The 13942-nt window shown below is 55.7% G+C and carries 12 protein-coding genes; 4 read left to right on the top strand and 8 right to left on the bottom strand.

Annotated elements, in window-relative coordinates; translation table 11 throughout:
- Positions 1–371: 371 nt before the first annotated feature.
- The 3 genes from OSH09_RS10150 to OSH09_RS10160 form a co-directional block, all read right to left on the bottom strand.
- Complete coding sequence (locus OSH09_RS10150; protein ID WP_266120903.1) at positions 372–3674, bottom strand: autotransporter outer membrane beta-barrel domain-containing protein; 3303 nt, start codon at positions 3672–3674, stop codon at positions 372–374.
- A gap of 648 nt (positions 3675–4322) precedes the next feature.
- Positions 4323–4742, bottom strand: a complete 420-nt coding sequence (locus tag OSH09_RS10155; protein ID WP_266120904.1) for a type II toxin-antitoxin system VapC family toxin — start codon at positions 4740–4742, stop codon at positions 4323–4325.
- 2 nt (positions 4743–4744) lie between these two features.
- On the bottom strand, positions 4745–4999 hold the full coding sequence (locus OSH09_RS10160) for a type II toxin-antitoxin system prevent-host-death family antitoxin (protein WP_266120905.1): 255 nt from the start codon (positions 4997–4999) through the stop codon (positions 4745–4747).
- A 158-nt stretch (positions 5000–5157) separates the two neighbouring features.
- Between OSH09_RS10160 and OSH09_RS10165 the strand changes: the two genes are divergently transcribed.
- Positions 5158–5760, top strand: coding sequence for a nucleotidyltransferase family protein (locus OSH09_RS10165; protein ID WP_266120906.1), 603 nt, complete (start codon positions 5158–5160; stop codon positions 5758–5760).
- 12 nt (positions 5761–5772) lie between these two features.
- On the opposite strand, the gene OSH09_RS10170 is transcribed toward OSH09_RS10165, so the two are convergent.
- Positions 5773–6513 carry a flagellar brake protein gene (locus OSH09_RS10170; protein WP_266120907.1) on the bottom strand — a complete coding sequence of 247 codons (741 nt, stop codon included), beginning with the start codon at positions 6511–6513 and terminating at the stop codon, positions 5773–5775.
- Between the two features lie 111 nt (positions 6514–6624).
- The gene (locus OSH09_RS10175) at positions 6625–7545 is read right to left on the bottom strand and encodes a delta(1)-pyrroline-2-carboxylate reductase family protein (RefSeq protein WP_266120908.1); all 921 of its coding nucleotides are present in this window, start codon (positions 7543–7545) and stop codon (positions 6625–6627) included.
- A 222-nt stretch (positions 7546–7767) separates the two neighbouring features.
- Here OSH09_RS10175 and OSH09_RS10180 point away from each other — a divergent pair, with 222 nt between their 5' ends.
- Positions 7768–8184, top strand: coding sequence for a YidB family protein (locus tag OSH09_RS10180; protein ID WP_207871917.1), 417 nt, complete (start codon positions 7768–7770; stop codon positions 8182–8184).
- A 146-nt stretch (positions 8185–8330) separates the two neighbouring features.
- Here OSH09_RS10180 and OSH09_RS10185 read toward each other — a convergent pair whose 3' ends face one another.
- On the bottom strand, positions 8331–9611 hold the full coding sequence (locus tag OSH09_RS10185; RefSeq protein WP_207871915.1) for a bifunctional O-acetylhomoserine aminocarboxypropyltransferase/cysteine synthase: 1281 nt from the start codon (positions 9609–9611) through the stop codon (positions 8331–8333).
- A 273-nt stretch (positions 9612–9884) separates the two neighbouring features.
- Between OSH09_RS10185 and OSH09_RS10190 the strand changes: the two genes are divergently transcribed.
- Together OSH09_RS10190 and OSH09_RS10195 are read left to right on the top strand one after the other, a co-directional pair.
- The gene (locus OSH09_RS10190) at positions 9885–12611 is read left to right on the top strand and encodes an AsmA family protein (RefSeq protein WP_266120909.1); all 2727 of its coding nucleotides are present in this window, start codon (positions 9885–9887) and stop codon (positions 12609–12611) included.
- On the top strand, positions 12608–13006 hold the full coding sequence (locus OSH09_RS10195; protein ID WP_266120910.1) for an MOSC N-terminal beta barrel domain-containing protein: 399 nt from the start codon (positions 12608–12610) through the stop codon (positions 13004–13006). The genes OSH09_RS10190 and OSH09_RS10195 overlap by 4 nt, the downstream gene beginning before the upstream one ends.
- A 74-nt stretch (positions 13007–13080) precedes the next feature.
- Here the strand turns inward: OSH09_RS10195 and OSH09_RS10200 are convergent, their stop codons facing one another.
- Complete coding sequence (locus OSH09_RS10200) at positions 13081–13338, bottom strand: YfhL family 4Fe-4S dicluster ferredoxin (RefSeq protein ID WP_207871909.1); 258 nt, start codon at positions 13336–13338, stop codon at positions 13081–13083.
- Between the two features lie 85 nt (positions 13339–13423).
- Positions 13424–13930 (bottom strand): pantetheine-phosphate adenylyltransferase, encoded by a 507-nt coding sequence (coaD, locus tag OSH09_RS10205; RefSeq protein ID WP_266120911.1) that lies wholly within the window; start codon positions 13928–13930, stop codon positions 13424–13426.
- Between the last annotated feature and the right edge of the window lie 12 nt (positions 13931–13942).

Genomic DNA, 13942 nt, shown 5'->3' on the forward strand with positions numbered 1-13942 from the left:
GGCTTTGCGTGGCAGTGGAAAGTTTTCTTGTGGGGCCCGGGTTCGGCTTGTCTTGGCGGGTCCCTTGCCCACGCTGCGCGTGGGTGCCCTTGTCAGAGCATCGGGGCGGGCGGGTCGTGAACTCGGAGCGCGGTTTGTCCCCCGGACAAACCGCAAGCGTGCTACTCAAACAGCACGACCCTTGTATCCCGCTCCGATGCTCTGCCCGCGGCAAGGGCCCTGACTCGCCCGACAAGCCGAACCCGGGCCCCACAAGAAAACAAGCAGCATTAGTGAAAGTGCAAATGGTGTTGGGGAAGCGCTTAATACATACGCATCAGCGCTTCCAACCTTTTCAAGCAACTGTCAGGTTTCCTGGCAAGCGTCGACTTTTAAAACGCCCAGCGCAGATTCACCTGTCCTTGTAGCGATGAATATCCACCTCCGAACTGTGAGCTGATGCCGGTGCCAATCGACAGGCGCTCACTGCGTTGCCAGGTCAGGCCTGCTCGCAGGTTCATTGTGTCGCGGGGCAGCACGCTATTGCGGGTATCAAACGCGGTATCCGTGGACGCAATCGCGAAATGTGCCGCTTGAGTCAGATCGCGGTTCAGCCATTCATGATTCCAGCCCACGTCGACATTCATGGCCAAGTTGCTGCCATCGTTCAGGGCGCGATTCCAGGTGGCGGTCAGCCCAAGGCTGGAGCGCAAGGCGTCGACGCGTTTGCTGTCCAGGTGAAGGCGCGTTGCCGCGTTGCCCGATTCGTCGATAGAGGGCCGGGACACCGAGGCATAGTTCATGCTGACAAAGGGGCCTACCGATAAAGAGGGGTTCAGCTCCCAAAGGTAGCCTGTGCCTGCATCAAGCGACAGATTGCGCCCGGTCCAGTCGGATGAGTGGCTCGCCTGGTAGTCACCAATAGCAATCTGTCTGCGCATATCAGCTTGCTCCAGGCCCAGACGCAGCCCACTGAAAGCAACAAGGCCTTCTTTTGCTCCAGGACGGTATTGCAGGTGGGCAGCAAGGCCAAATGCGGTGGCTTTGCTCTTGCCAGAGTAAGGGGCATCCGGTTTGACTGACAGGTCTGAAATATCAAGTTGGGCGCCGACGGCGAAGTCGGGAGCCGATTCCAGCGCGCGCCCAGCTCCAACGATCAAGCCATAGCTATTAGCGTCGTAGCCCAGCATGGAGCCACGCGTGTTCTGATCGGCGTTTGCGCCAAATACCAAGGCGTAGCCTTGCCATTCCGTACCAGGCCGCAGCAGGCTTTGGCTCAGGCCTTGACGGGCAGTTTGCATGATTGAGCGCTCATGCATCAGGGAAGCAGCCATGGCAGCGCTGTAGCCAGCCGGTGAAATCTGGTCCAGGGCAGTGGGTATTTGTGAGCCGTCTGTGGCCGAGAAGTCGAGTGCCTGAAACAGTGCTTGCGCGGATGCGGGCGCGGCGGCAGCCAGCTTGAACAAGGCGTTCCCGGCCTCTCGCTGGTTGGCATCGTTGCCATACTGGCTGTAGGCATTGTCGGCACGGGTGGCAGACAAGCGGTAGCGTTCACTGCCTAGGGCCGCAGCATCAAACCGCAAGGTGGGTGATACATGAGCGATCTGGGTAGTACTGAAGTTGCCGCTGTGACTGGCTGCTTCTACCAGCGAGCCAGTGTCGACTGACCAGGAGTTTTGATACCAGTCGGCCAAGGGTTCCAGCTTCAGCGTGCCGTCCAGGTCTGCATGGCCGCTGACGGCCAGCACGTCGTGGCTGCCTTTGCCGTCAAATTCGGCGACCAGGCGTCCCGTCGATGTTTGCTGGAAATCTCCGTTGACGCTGATGCGTCCGGCTGAGTTGCCGGGCGTCAAGGTGCCAGCGTTGATCAGGGCGCTGCCGCTGGCCAGATCGAAGTTGGCATTGCCACCTAATGTCGCTGCTTCCTGGACGGTGGCGCTGTAGACCTGCAAGGTGCCGTTCAGTTGCGTGGTGCCGCCGTCAAACGACAGGGCCAGATTGTCTTTGCCGGTGATGTTACCGGCGTAGCTCAGGTGGAATGTTGCGTCGGGCTGGTCTATGCTGCGGCCCTGGCTGTCAGCCGTCTGGCCAAAAGAGAGGGTGGTCAGACGTAGTTGATTGTTGTCGTCACGTTCTGCATAGCGCGAAATAATATCGCCTTCGATCTGGGCGCCTTGCATCAGGTTGATGCGCTCTACGTAGGCGTTGTCAGAAATCAGGATGGCCGCTTCTTTGCCTGCGACTCGCCCGCTAATGTCGGCTTGTTGAACCAATGGGCCGTTCAGTTCCGGCAGCAGGGTTTGATTAGCGCCCCCGCTGCTGCGTATGTAGGAGCCACGACGCTCGACTTCGTTGCCCAGTGAGTTGGTGCCAAAATCGAAACGCAGGCCTACGCCCTGAGGGCCGGTAGCCTGGATGTCACCGCGATGAACCAGTGTATGTCCACGGCCGTAAGCAAATTGAATGCCTTGCCCGTTCAAACCATCGGCGTAGATTTTGACGCCTGGGTCGATGACAAGGGTGTTGTTCTCGCCATCCACCCGTATGCCTGCACCGCCTGATCCTGCTGCCAGCAGGTCTGCAGCTTGTCGGATCTGGTTGTTGCTGCCGTAGATATGCAGGCCCAGACCTAGTGTGGATTGGTTGTATTGGCCTGGAAGGTATTGCGTGCCCTCGGCATTGCGTGCAAAGAAACCTTGTGTATTCACCAGCTCAAGGCCATCGCCGTAGATCGAGCGTCCGAAGAAGTTGGCCCGGTCAATGGTGTAGCCAATATCTTGCAGTACCGCCAGTTCAGCTTCCATGAAGCCTGAATAGTTGCGGTAGTTCTGATGGCTCATGACGCTGTTTCGAAGCTCGATATGGCTCATGAAGTTGTTATCGATGCTGCCGTCTTCTCCCAGTATTTTTACGGGGACACCACGCAGGCCACCGGCCAGAACTTGCTCGATATTGGCACCGATCAGAAAGCCCTTGTCCTGACGCAAGTCGAAGGCATCAGGGTCGTAGGAGGTGTTGCAGCCATTACACAGAATCTTCTGGTCTGCCTGTGCTGGATTGCCGTTGTCGTCTCTTAGTAGTTGAGTCCAGCTATTCAGTTGGTCTTCGAAATACGGTTGTGTGTCATTTATGCCGCCCCTGTCTTCCACACTGCTTAACACGCCTAGCCCATGGGCAATTTCGTGTATGGCCGTCAGAAGTACGCTGTCTTTACCGGTAAGGGGCGTTTGTGTAAATGCCGGGTTTGTTGCGTAGTCGTCTTGGCCCAGGCCAAAAAAACCATGTCCGCCGAGTGGCAGCGTACCTTCGGCAGGCGACAGGCCGAAGATGTTCTGCTGCATTTGCGTCAAGGAGCTTTGGCCGTCATTGGCGGCGGGCGAGCCACCGTAGGCGTTGCCTGCCTCGTCACTCGTACCGATATTGACGATGGTTGGGGGATTGTTCCCCTGGATCTGGAGTATTTCAGCCCAATAGCTCAGGCCGTCAACGATCTCGTTTTTGTAGGCATCATGTCCTTGCCAGCTCCAGAAGGACGTGTTGTGGCGTTCGTCGAATGGGCCATCGCCCATGTCAAAAAACCGCGCGATAAAGACGGTGCGCCCCGATGCGTCTGTGACGGCTCTGTCTTCCAGGGCGTGAGCAGACAGTGGGGCAATGGCGAGTGCCAGGGCGGCATACAGTTTTGTTAGTTTCATTGTTGAGCAGGTGTTGAATGCGCGAGATATTGTTTGCACTGAATGGCCCCTGAGGTAGAGGAAACAGTTTGATTAGAGTGGGCGTTCATTGTTGCTGCATTGAGGCAAGGCTGATGAAGGGGGATGCCCTTGGCCTGCGTCGGGAAAATATAGCAGATGGTGTCAAATGGACATTGATGGTTTTAAACCCTTGGCTTTGTTTTTAAACGGGGCTTATTTGCTTTTTTTGAGCTTTGTGCTTTGAGTTTTTTTTGAGTTCTGGGGTTGCAGGGTTGAGGGGGAGTCGCTTTTTTTGGGGCGGCTTTCTTCTGGTCGTGCCGTTTGGGCTTTGCGTGAGGGCGGTGAGTAGTTTTCTTGTGGGGCCCGGGTTCGGCTTGTCTTGGCGGGGACCTTGCCCACGCTGCGCGTGGGTGCCCTTGTCAGAGCATCGGGGCGGGCGGGTCGTGAACTCGGAGCGCGGTTTGTCCCCCGGACAAACCGCAAGCGTGCTCCTCAAACAGCACGACCCTTGTATCCCGCCCCGACACCCTGCCCGCGGCAAGGGCCCTGACTCGCCCGACAAGCCGAACCCGGGCCCCACAAGAAAACACGCAGCTAGGGTTAAAGCCCAAACGGCACTGCTGCGGAGGAAAAGAGAGCTGTTCGGGGTCAGCGCTCCCAGGGATTGAGCAGGGCGACAGGGGTGTCTTTGAAGTCTTTGGTGTTGCGTGTGACGATGGTCATGTCGTGCACCAGGGCGGTTGCCGCGATCAGAGCGTCTCGCTCGCCTTTCTTGTTTGGAACATGTAGTTGGGCGCAGCGTTGTGCAACGGCAGCGTCGATGTTCAAGGTGAAGTCGGAGAATGTGGGTAGTACCTGGTTTTCAAACCAATTGCGCAGTATGGCTCCCTGGGCGGCATCCTCCCGTTCTTTGCCCAGGATGCCTTGTTCCAGTTCCAGGACGGTAATGACGGATATGTACAGGGTGGCAGCGTTGACGCTGCGAATCCAGGCGGTGACGTTCGCATCGGCTTTGCCGGATTTCATTTTCCGTATTTCGGAGATGACGTTGGTGTCCAGAAGGTACATGGTCAGAAATCAACAGGGCGGGTGGTGATAGTGCTTCGAGTAGGTTCAAAGTCGATATCGGCTTCGTCGTCCTGCATGGCGAGTTCATCGATGATGTTGCGGCGCTGCTCAGTCAGGTGCAGGTAACTTTGGAATGTCATTAGTACATGCGAGGGGCGGCCACGGTCTGTAATGATGACTGGTCCATTGGTAGCGGCTTTTTTAGCTTCACTGGTAGCCTGGTTGAATTCCCGGCTTGAAAGAGTGGTGATAGTCATGGTGCACCCTCCTGTAGTTTATTAATGTAGCTATGTTACTACATTTTGTTTTACTTGGTTTGTGGTGCTTGTTTGCACCAATAAATTTATCCTTTAGTCAGAGACGTGAAAAGACTATGTGTGACAAAGAGCTCACACCGGATTAGAAAGGTGAATCAATGGCAGGGCAGCAGCATGTATCAGGGGTGACGGGCATTATTCTGGCAGCGGGGCTGGGGCGTCGTTTCGATCCTTCGGGCCAATGCTTGAAGTTGTTGGCCAGGATGGACGACGGCAAAACGATGGTGCGCCGTGTCTGTGAAACGGCTTTGTCTGTTCTGGACGAGGTGCTGCTTGTTTGTGATGTCCATGAGCCGCTTTTGCGTCAGGAATTAAGTGATCTGCCTATTCAGTTCGTTCAGGCTCCGGACGCCATTCGAGGCATGGGCGTCAGTTTGAAAGCGGGGATACAGGCTGGCAAGCCGCAGTATGGCTATGTGGTGCTGCTGGCAGATATGCCTTGGGTGAGGCCTAGCACTGTCGCAGCGGTGGCTCAGGCGGTGCAGGATGGGGTAGGGATTGTGCGTCCCGTTTTGAATACTCAGCCCGGCAATCCTATTGGCTTTGGGCTGCCGTGGCGTCAACAGCTTCTGGAGCTTTCAGATGAGCAGGGCGCGCGTGGTTTGTTGCAAGCCAATAAAGATCAGACTTTGTTTGTGCCTTTGCTTGACGAGGGGATTTTGCGCGATGTGGACACCCCAAGTGATTTGGGGATGTCCTAGGCATCTGCTCAATTAACCGTGCCCGCGCTGTTTGGCGATCTGCTGACGTTCCAGGCGACTGATGTAGTGCTGAATGGCCATCTGCGTGGAGGCAGACAGGTCAATAAAGGTACAGCCCAAACGCTGAATCTGTTTGCCATTGGCTAGCTGCTGCGTTTCTGTACGCGCTACCTGCAGCGCAACGACGAAAGAACCTGCTTGCGGCAGTTCCAGCAGGGACTCGGTTTTATGCGTGCCTATGACTTCTGCCAGGCTTTGAGATTCGTCCACCAAGGACAAGCCACCGCCGCTGATATCGTGCAGTAAAAAGCTCTTGGTTTCGTTATTCAGTCGCAAGATCACCATGGCCGGTTCGCTGACGGGCACATTGACGCGGAAGAATTCGCGTCGCTGCAAGCGTCGAATGGATTCCGGGATGGGGATGGCCAGTGCTGGCTGCCCTTCGTAGGAAACCATTTCGGGAGTGGGCCCCTGAAAGGTCACCTTGATCTTGTCCAGCGAGGTCTCGAAACTGGTGCGTTCGGACTGCAGCAGATTGCGGGTTTTTTCTTCTTTGTTGGCGGTATCAATCACCACAACATTGTTGTCCAGATCAATGTCCAGAATGGTGGTGACAATCCGGTCATTGCCCTGATTGGCTTCCATGTGCAATAGCAGGCCCCCTTTTTCGATAGCCCGTAAAACACGCAGAATTTCAAATTTGGACTGGATCTGGTACGGATCGTCTTCGATGGGATCAAGAGGAGAAGTCATGGATGGCGAGGCAAAAAAGATCGGTAAGTGACTGTAAGGGATTGTACGCGCCAGAGTAACACTCTGGGCGCGGTTTGAAAGGTGAAGTCTGCTAGTTAGTTGCCTAAGTATTTAGGCTTGGTTTATATGCTGCAGGGCACAGCGTGCGGCGGCGAGATCCCAGGCAGCAGAGCCTACGGATTTGAAGAAGAGCGGCTTGTCTTTTGGGGCCGGGGTTCGCAGCACCTGGTGAATGCTATGGACCTGGCTCCAGTCCACCTGGGCCTGAATCAGGTCCCCCGCTTCCTGGCGAGCACCCGCAACGTCATCCGCATAGAGACGGCTGGCTAATAGGGTATGGGCCTCGAATTCAGCCATGTCCGGTTTGAAAGCTCCCAGGCCAATCAGCAGACGATCCTGACGGGCGGGCTCGTGATAGACGGGTGTCAGGCTGGATGTCAGGGCAATCAATACATCGGTCTTGTCAGGCACAGCGGCCGCCGCCTGGATTCGGTCTCCGAATTGCGCTTGCAGGGATTTGGCCACGGACTGAGCACGCTCGTGATTGCGACCTGTCAGGGTGACGCGAGCCTTGGGATAGAGCGTCATGATGGCATCGCAGTGCGCCAGGGCTTGTCGCCCGTAACCCAGCAGGGTAATGTGCTCGGGGCCCTGGGACCACAGTGCCTGAATCCCCAGCATGGATACCGCTGCGGTGCGGCGTTCGGACAGGACGGGCGCATCCATGATGAGCAAAGGCAGGCCATTTTGGGCGTCGTACACGCTGACCAAGCCCTGGATAATGTCCTGCTCTTGTTGCTGATTGTCCGGCATCACATTGGCCAGCTTATGTACCCCTATATCGTGTGAGACGGCAGGCATGGACAGCATTTGCCCTGTTTGGGGATAGTTCAGAACCTGACGGGTTGGGGCGACGATAGTGCCAGCGGCATATTGGGCCATGGCTTTACCTAGCTGGGCGACCAGCTCGGGATAGGGCAGAGCACGAGCAGTCTCTTCAGAGGACAGGACGGTATAGGAAGCTTGCGTCATTCCAGGGTCTCCATGGAGTCGGTCTGTGGGCAGCGCATAGTGCGGGACTATCGATAATCCAGTGTAGCGTAGGCCCAGCCCAGGGCAATAGGGCCTTTCCGCCAGTGATCTATTGACCCACCTTGACAATTAATCCGACCCTTCTGGCGGGCTGTCACGGCATAATGAGGCCTGATATCCGCACCTGCCCGCGCGCGGTGCCGTGCATTGGGGAGAAAAATAATGAGTTTGCTTAATTCTGTTGTGTCGGCCTTGTCGTCGACGGACGCTAAATCTAAAGAACAGGGCGCTTTGTTGCCTGCCTTGATTCAAGTGGTCAGCACTTATCCCGGTGGCTTGAGCGGCTTGATCGAGCGCTTTCGTACCGGCGGTTTTGGTGATGTGGTGTCGTCCTGGATCTCGCAGGGCAGCAATCAGGAAATCGGTCAGCAGGATTTGCTGGGCGTGATGGGTCAGCCTGCCATCAAGCAATTGGTGGATCTGTCGGGTTTGAATCAGCAAAGCGTGCTGGACAATCTGAAGATCATGCTGCCATCCCTGATCAATCAAGCCAGCCCGAATGGCCAGTTTGATCCATCCCACATTACCGATGCCAGCAGCTTGCTGGGCGGTTTGACGCAGTTGTTTCGCAAGTCTTGATCCCTTGCGACGGTGACGCCGCCTGCTAATGGTTTGCGGCGCACAGAATACAAAAAAGCCTGAAATCGGTGCAATACCGGTTTCAGGCTTTTTTTATGGCTTGATGCAGCAAAACCTGTACAGACTCTGTACAGGTTCTCCCGTCTTTAGCCGCGTGCGGCTGCTTCCAGCGCTTGTTCCAGATCGGCCAGAATGTCGTCGATGTGTTCCAGACCAATGGACAGGCGCACCATGTCTTCGCTTACGCCCACAGCCGCCAGTTCTTCGGCGTTCAGTTGACGGTGCGTGGTGCTGGCTGGATGGCACGCCAGAGATTTGGCATCACCAATATTGACCAGTCGCAGGACCAGGTTCAGCGCGTCAATAAAGCGTGTACCGGCTGCGATGCCGCCTTTGATACCAAAGGACAGAATGGCTGCGGGTTTGCCGCCCATGTAGCGCTTGGCCAGCTCGTGATCAGGGTGATCGCTCAGACCGGCGTACTTGACCCAGGATACTTGCGGGTGCTTGTTCAGGTACTCGGCCACTTTCAGGGCGTTTTCCGTGTGGCGTTCCATGCGCAAAGGCAGGGTTTCGATGCCTTGCAGAATCTGGAAGGCGCTAAAGGGAGCCAGAGCAGCACCGGTGTTACGCAGCGGAGCCACGCGGCAGCGGCCAATAAAGGCAGCCGGGCCGAAGGCTTCGGTGTAGACCACGCCGTGGTAGGAAGGGTCAGGTGTATTCAGAATGGCAAAGCGCTCTTTGTGCTCGGCCCAAGGGAATTTGCCAGAGTCCACCACCATGCCTGCGATGGTCGTGCCGTGACCGCCCATGTATTTGGTCAGCGAGTGCACCACAATGTCGGCACCGTGTTCGATAGGACGGCACAGGGCAGGGGATGCCACCGTGTTGTCTACAATCAGGGGCACGCCATGACGGTGAGCGGCATCAGCCAGCGCACGGATATCAATGATGTTGCCAGCCGGGTTGCCGATGGTTTCGCAGAAAACGGCGCGGGTGCGGTCGTCAATCAGGGCTTCCAGCGCTTCAATGTCGTTGGGCTGGGCAAATTTGACGGTAATGCCCTGACGCGGAAAGGAGTGCGCGAACAGGTTATACGTTCCGCCATACAGCTTACTGACGGACACAATGTTGTCGCCGGCCTCAGCAATCGTTTGGATAGCATACGTGATGGCCGCCATGCCAGAGGCTACTGCCAAGCCGCCAATCCCGCCTTCCAGGGCCGCAACACGCTCTTCGAGCACGGCATTGGTCGGGTTCATGATGCGGGTGTAGATATTGCCGGGTACTTTCAGGTCAAACAGATCCGCGCCGTGTTGCGTATTGTCGAAAGCGTAGGAAGTGGTCTGGTAAATCGGGACAGCAACAGCTTTTGTGGTCGGATCTGGCTGGTAGCCAGCATGAATGGCAAGAGTCTCTAGTTTCATGGTTAATTCTGAAATTGATTATCAAGTGGCTTATATAAGACAGAGCAAGCATAACCCCTGTATGCCGAGAAATACATCTAAGGGCGCAGACATTAAAACTATGCCTTTATTCCTCAAGGTAATAAGGGCTTGTCATTGATGGTGGGCTCTGCTTTTTAAATAGCAGGTGGATATTTCTTATTTTCGTTACTTCGCAATGGCCCTACATGGGTTAGCATTTCGTATCCGGGCAGATGGCGTGTTGCATCCTTCCCCGAGGTCCTAGAGGCTTACATGAAAGTATGGTTTAAGCGGGGCTTATTCAGCCTCGTCGTTTTGGCTATTGTCACGGTGGTTGGCGGGGCAATTTTCCTGCTGACATTCAATCCCAATTCGTACAAACAGAAGCTGGCGGACATCGTCCAGCAAAAGTATCAACGTACGCTCAAGATTGACGGTGATATCGAACTTTCTCTCTTTCCCCGCATTGGCCTGTCCGTGCAGGGGCTGTCCCTGTCTGACCGTAATTCGGAAGATCCTTTCGCCTCTTTGGAGAGCGCCCGTTTTGCGGTGGCCTTGTGGCCCTTGATCAATAACCGCTTGGTGGTGGACCACGTGGCGGTCACAGGCTTCAAGGCCTGGATTGTGCGCGATGAAAACGGCAAGCTCAATTTTGATGACTTGTTGCAAGCCCCGCCTGCCGGTCCTCAACTGCCTGTAGCCCGCTCCGGCGTGTCCTTGCTGCCCGCCGCTCAAGCGGCCGAGGCCCCGCAGGATAAACCTGCCGAGCCTGCAGCAGCTCCCGAATCCTTGCCCGTCCCGGAATTGATTGCCAAGCGTTCTGGCAGCGAAACAGATTTCCAGATTGATATCGCTGGCCTTAGCTTGAAGGGTGGTGAAATCCATTACTTCAGCAAACGCAGCAATATGATTGGCCGTTTGTTGCAACTGGAAGTGAACACAGGCCGCATGACCTTTGGTCAGCCTTTTGATGTGGCCTTCAAGAGCCGTCTGTCCGGGGATTACCCCGTGGCCGATGGCGTTCTTGAAGGACAAGGGCAATTGAGCCTGGACCCTGCGTCCAAATCCTATGGTGCACAAAAACTGAACTTGAGCTTTGTGGGTAATCTGGACGAGCTGCAAGCGCAAAGCCTGACGCTTAAAGGCAATGTGACCTATAAGTCCGCCCAGCGTCAGTTCAGCGCCACAAACCTGGATACACAATTGCAAGGCCAGTGGCTGGGTGCTTACCCGGTCAGCGATTTGAATGCATCGCTGAACACGCCCAAGATGCAGATCGACAGCTTTAGTGACCTGGTTTCTTTCGAGAAACTGGCGCTGCGCATCCGTGGCAAGAATGAAGATCAGACTCTGGATTTGGCTTTAGACGTCCCGCGTATTCAGGTTTCGCCCGCCGAAGCTGAAGGTGCGCCTGTGGTCGCCAGCCTGAAAGTTAGCGGTCCCAAGGTGTTGGGGCTGGGCCTGACCCTGCAAGGTTTGTCCGGTAACAGCCAAGAACTGCTGTTTGAGCAGGCCAAGCTGGAAGGGGCGCTGAAGCAAGGTAGCCGTGTCGCCCAATTGAAGGCGGCTTCGCCCCTGCAATGGCAACCCTCCAATGAGTGGCTGCGTTTGCCGGATATTCAAGCCAATGTGCGAGTCGAGGACGAGGCCGATGCGGGCAGCCGCTTTGAGATGCCTGTCACGGGTCAGGCGGATTTGAATAAAGGCAAACAGGAATACAGCGCACAGCTAAGTAGCAGCACCGAGCAGGCCCAGGGTAGTCTGGATCTGACACTGCAAGACAAGGGTAAAGGTCCTTTGCTGGCGGCAGTGCTGAAGGCAGACAGGCTGGATCTGGACGAGTTGCGCTCCATTTTCTGGGCGACCGCTCCAGAAGTTGTCACCCCGATTGATCCTGAACCCGCTGCCGAAGCACCAGAAGCGGCTGCTGAGTCGGAGCAGGAGCCCGCCGCTGAAGAGGCTGAGCAGGCGGAGCAGCCCAAGGCAGAGCAAGCAGAAGCTACTCCTGAAGCCGAAGAACCTGCTACCGAGGAATCGTCTTACGCTTGGCTGGATGCGCTGACGTTTGATCTGCGTTTTGAAATTGAGAAACTCCGCAGCCTGGGTGTGGTGCTGGAGCAGGTCAAGGCGCAGGTCAAGAATCAAGGTCAGCTCATTAATCTGTCGCAGTTCAATGCACAGGCCTATGAAGGCCAGCTTCAGGCCAAGGCCAAGGTCGAGCCCGGCAAGCGTTTTGAACTGGGTTTGAAGTTGCAGCAAATGCAAGTGGGTTCGCTCTTGCTGGATGCCTTCGGCAACGATTATCTGGCAGGCAAGGGCAATGTGGACTTGAACTTGAAGGCGCAAGGTGCCACACAAGAAGAGCGTCTGAATGCCCTGGAAGGCGGGCTGACCGTAGATTTGCACGAAGGTAGCTGGCGCAGCGTTGATCTGGACCAGAGCGTGCGCGATATCAACGAAGCGGTACGCAATGCCTTTAGTGGTCAGATTCCCTTGCTATTGCCAGAGTCAGACCCCTTGCGTCGTACTGTTCTGAGCCGTCTGCAAGGCAGCCTGGATATCAAGAAAGGGCAAGCCAGTTTCCGTAACTTCCGCGCTACGACCCCGATTCTGACGGTCACAACCGCGAAAGGCTCCACACTGGATTTGGTGACGCAACAGGCGGATGTGACTTTGCAGGCGCGCTTGAACCATAACAATCTGGCCGCCGAGGAACGTAAATCCTTCCAGGATCTGCGCAATGTCCTGATTCCTATCCATATTTCTGGTCCTTGGGCCGAGTTGTCCTACCAGATTCAATGGAAAGAAATTGCCAGCACATCGATCAAAAAAGCGCTGCAAGACGGTTTGCTGGATTTGTTGAGCCAGCAGGCCACGGAAGCCAAGAATAATGCCAATGTTGACGTCAAGTCCGAGGTAAAGCAGATCATCAAGGACGAGCTGGGCGCCAAAGTCCCGCAAACCGTGGGCGAGGCCATGAAGCAATGGTTCAAGCCATGAGCACAGGCCCAGTCATGAACACGGTAGTCTCTCAGGACGCGGTCTATCTATTGCAAGGTGGCCCGGCCTTGAGTGATAGCAAGGCGCTGGCCTGTACGGGGCGTTGGGTACTGGGTAACGAGCAGGGGCAGATTCTGGCAGCAGATGCGCTGCCCACCTTGTCAGAACTGAGCATAGAGCTGCGTTTTGGCCAACTGGTACTGCGTGCTCCCGGCATGTTGCGTCTGGATATAGAAGCGGATGTGATCGAGGACGATCCTGATTCCTTCTCCACCTGGCAGGAGAATGGTCAGTCCGTGCAATTGGTCGATGAAGGGGATTTGCCTGCAGAGTGGTTTACGCGCTACGCAGGCCAGCCACTGCGTTTGTTAAAGCGTTTGCCAGAGTCGGCTTAACGCAGTGTTGGCTGTCATGTCCATCTGCATATAAAAAAGCCCTGCTCATGGCAGGGCTTTTTTTGTGATTCCAATCAGGTCGTGGGCTCGGATTGCAGCCGGTGATAGCGGGCCAGCAAGGTTTCCTGGCTCTCCTGGTGCTGAGGGTGAATCTCGATACATTCAACCGGGCACACCACGACGCACTGTGGCTCATCAAAGTGGCCAACGCATTCTGTACACAGGTTGGGATTGATCTCGTAGATCTCCTCACCCATGTAAATAGCCAGGTTAGGGCACTGCGGCTCACAAACGTCGCAGTTAATACATTCTTCTGTAATGTGCAGTGCCATAGCGCAGTGTCCTGATAAGCGTGGTCTTGGAATTTGACCAGTCGGTCACCTTACAGTGTAGTACGGACCGCTACGCAGGGCGAGTTCAGGTGGTTGAAACCGCTTGTTGCTTGCGTTCTTTGGCCTTGGTTTGTAGCCAGCGCTCCACGGACGGGAAGACAAATTTGCCTACATCGCCACCCAGAATGGCAATCTCGCGCACGATGGTGCCGGAGATGAACTGGTACTGGTCCGAAGGAGTCATGAACATGGTCTCGACTTCAGGCAGCAGGTGGCGGTTCATGCCAGCCATTTGGAATTCATATTCAAAATCAGACACGGCGCGCAGGCCACGTACGATAACGCGACCATTTTGTTCGCGTACAAAGTCCTTGAGCAGGCCGGAAAAGCTTTTTACTTCCACGTTGGGATAGTGGCTGAGCACTTCGGAAGCGATCTCAACACGCTCTTCAACCGTGAAGAAAGGGCGCTTGTTCTGGCTGGAGGCCACACCGACCACAACGTGATCGAAAAGGTTGGCGGCTCTCCGGACCAGGTCTTCATGGCCTCGGGTCAGGGGGTCGAAGGTGCCGGGGTAAACAGCAGTGATCATGGTGCATCCGCG

This window comes from Alcaligenes parafaecalis (genome assembly GCF_026344135.1).
GTDB lineage: Bacteria > Pseudomonadota > Gammaproteobacteria > Burkholderiales > Burkholderiaceae_B > Alcaligenes > Alcaligenes parafaecalis.

Excerpts from the sequence above, each read along its gene's own strand:
- OSH09_RS10150 (WP_266120903.1), bottom strand. The coding sequence starts at position 3,674 with ATGAAACTAACAAAACTGTATGCCGCCCTGGCACTCGCCATTGCCCCA.
- OSH09_RS10155 (WP_266120904.1), bottom strand. The coding sequence starts at position 4,742 with ATGTACCTTCTGGACACCAACGTCATCTCCGAAATACGGAAAATGAAA.
- OSH09_RS10160 (WP_266120905.1), bottom strand. The coding sequence starts at position 4,999 with ATGACTATCACCACTCTTTCAAGCCGGGAATTCAACCAGGCTACCAGT.
- OSH09_RS10165 (WP_266120906.1), top strand. The coding sequence starts at position 5,158 with ATGGCAGGGCAGCAGCATGTATCAGGGGTGACGGGCATTATTCTGGCA.
- OSH09_RS10170 (WP_266120907.1), bottom strand. The coding sequence starts at position 6,513 with ATGACTTCTCCTCTTGATCCCATCGAAGACGATCCGTACCAGATCCAG.
- OSH09_RS10175 (WP_266120908.1), bottom strand. The coding sequence starts at position 7,545 with ATGACGCAAGCTTCCTATACCGTCCTGTCCTCTGAAGAGACTGCTCGT.
- OSH09_RS10180 (WP_207871917.1), top strand. The coding sequence starts at position 7,768 with ATGAGTTTGCTTAATTCTGTTGTGTCGGCCTTGTCGTCGACGGACGCT.
- OSH09_RS10185 (WP_207871915.1), bottom strand. The coding sequence starts at position 9,611 with ATGAAACTAGAGACTCTTGCCATTCATGCTGGCTACCAGCCAGATCCG.
- OSH09_RS10190 (WP_266120909.1), top strand. The coding sequence starts at position 9,885 with ATGAAAGTATGGTTTAAGCGGGGCTTATTCAGCCTCGTCGTTTTGGCT.
- OSH09_RS10195 (WP_266120910.1), top strand. The coding sequence starts at position 12,608 with ATGAGCACAGGCCCAGTCATGAACACGGTAGTCTCTCAGGACGCGGTC.
- OSH09_RS10200 (WP_207871909.1), bottom strand. The coding sequence starts at position 13,338 with ATGGCACTGCACATTACAGAAGAATGTATTAACTGCGACGTTTGTGAG.
- coaD (WP_266120911.1), bottom strand. The coding sequence starts at position 13,930 with ATGATCACTGCTGTTTACCCCGGCACCTTCGACCCCCTGACCCGAGGC.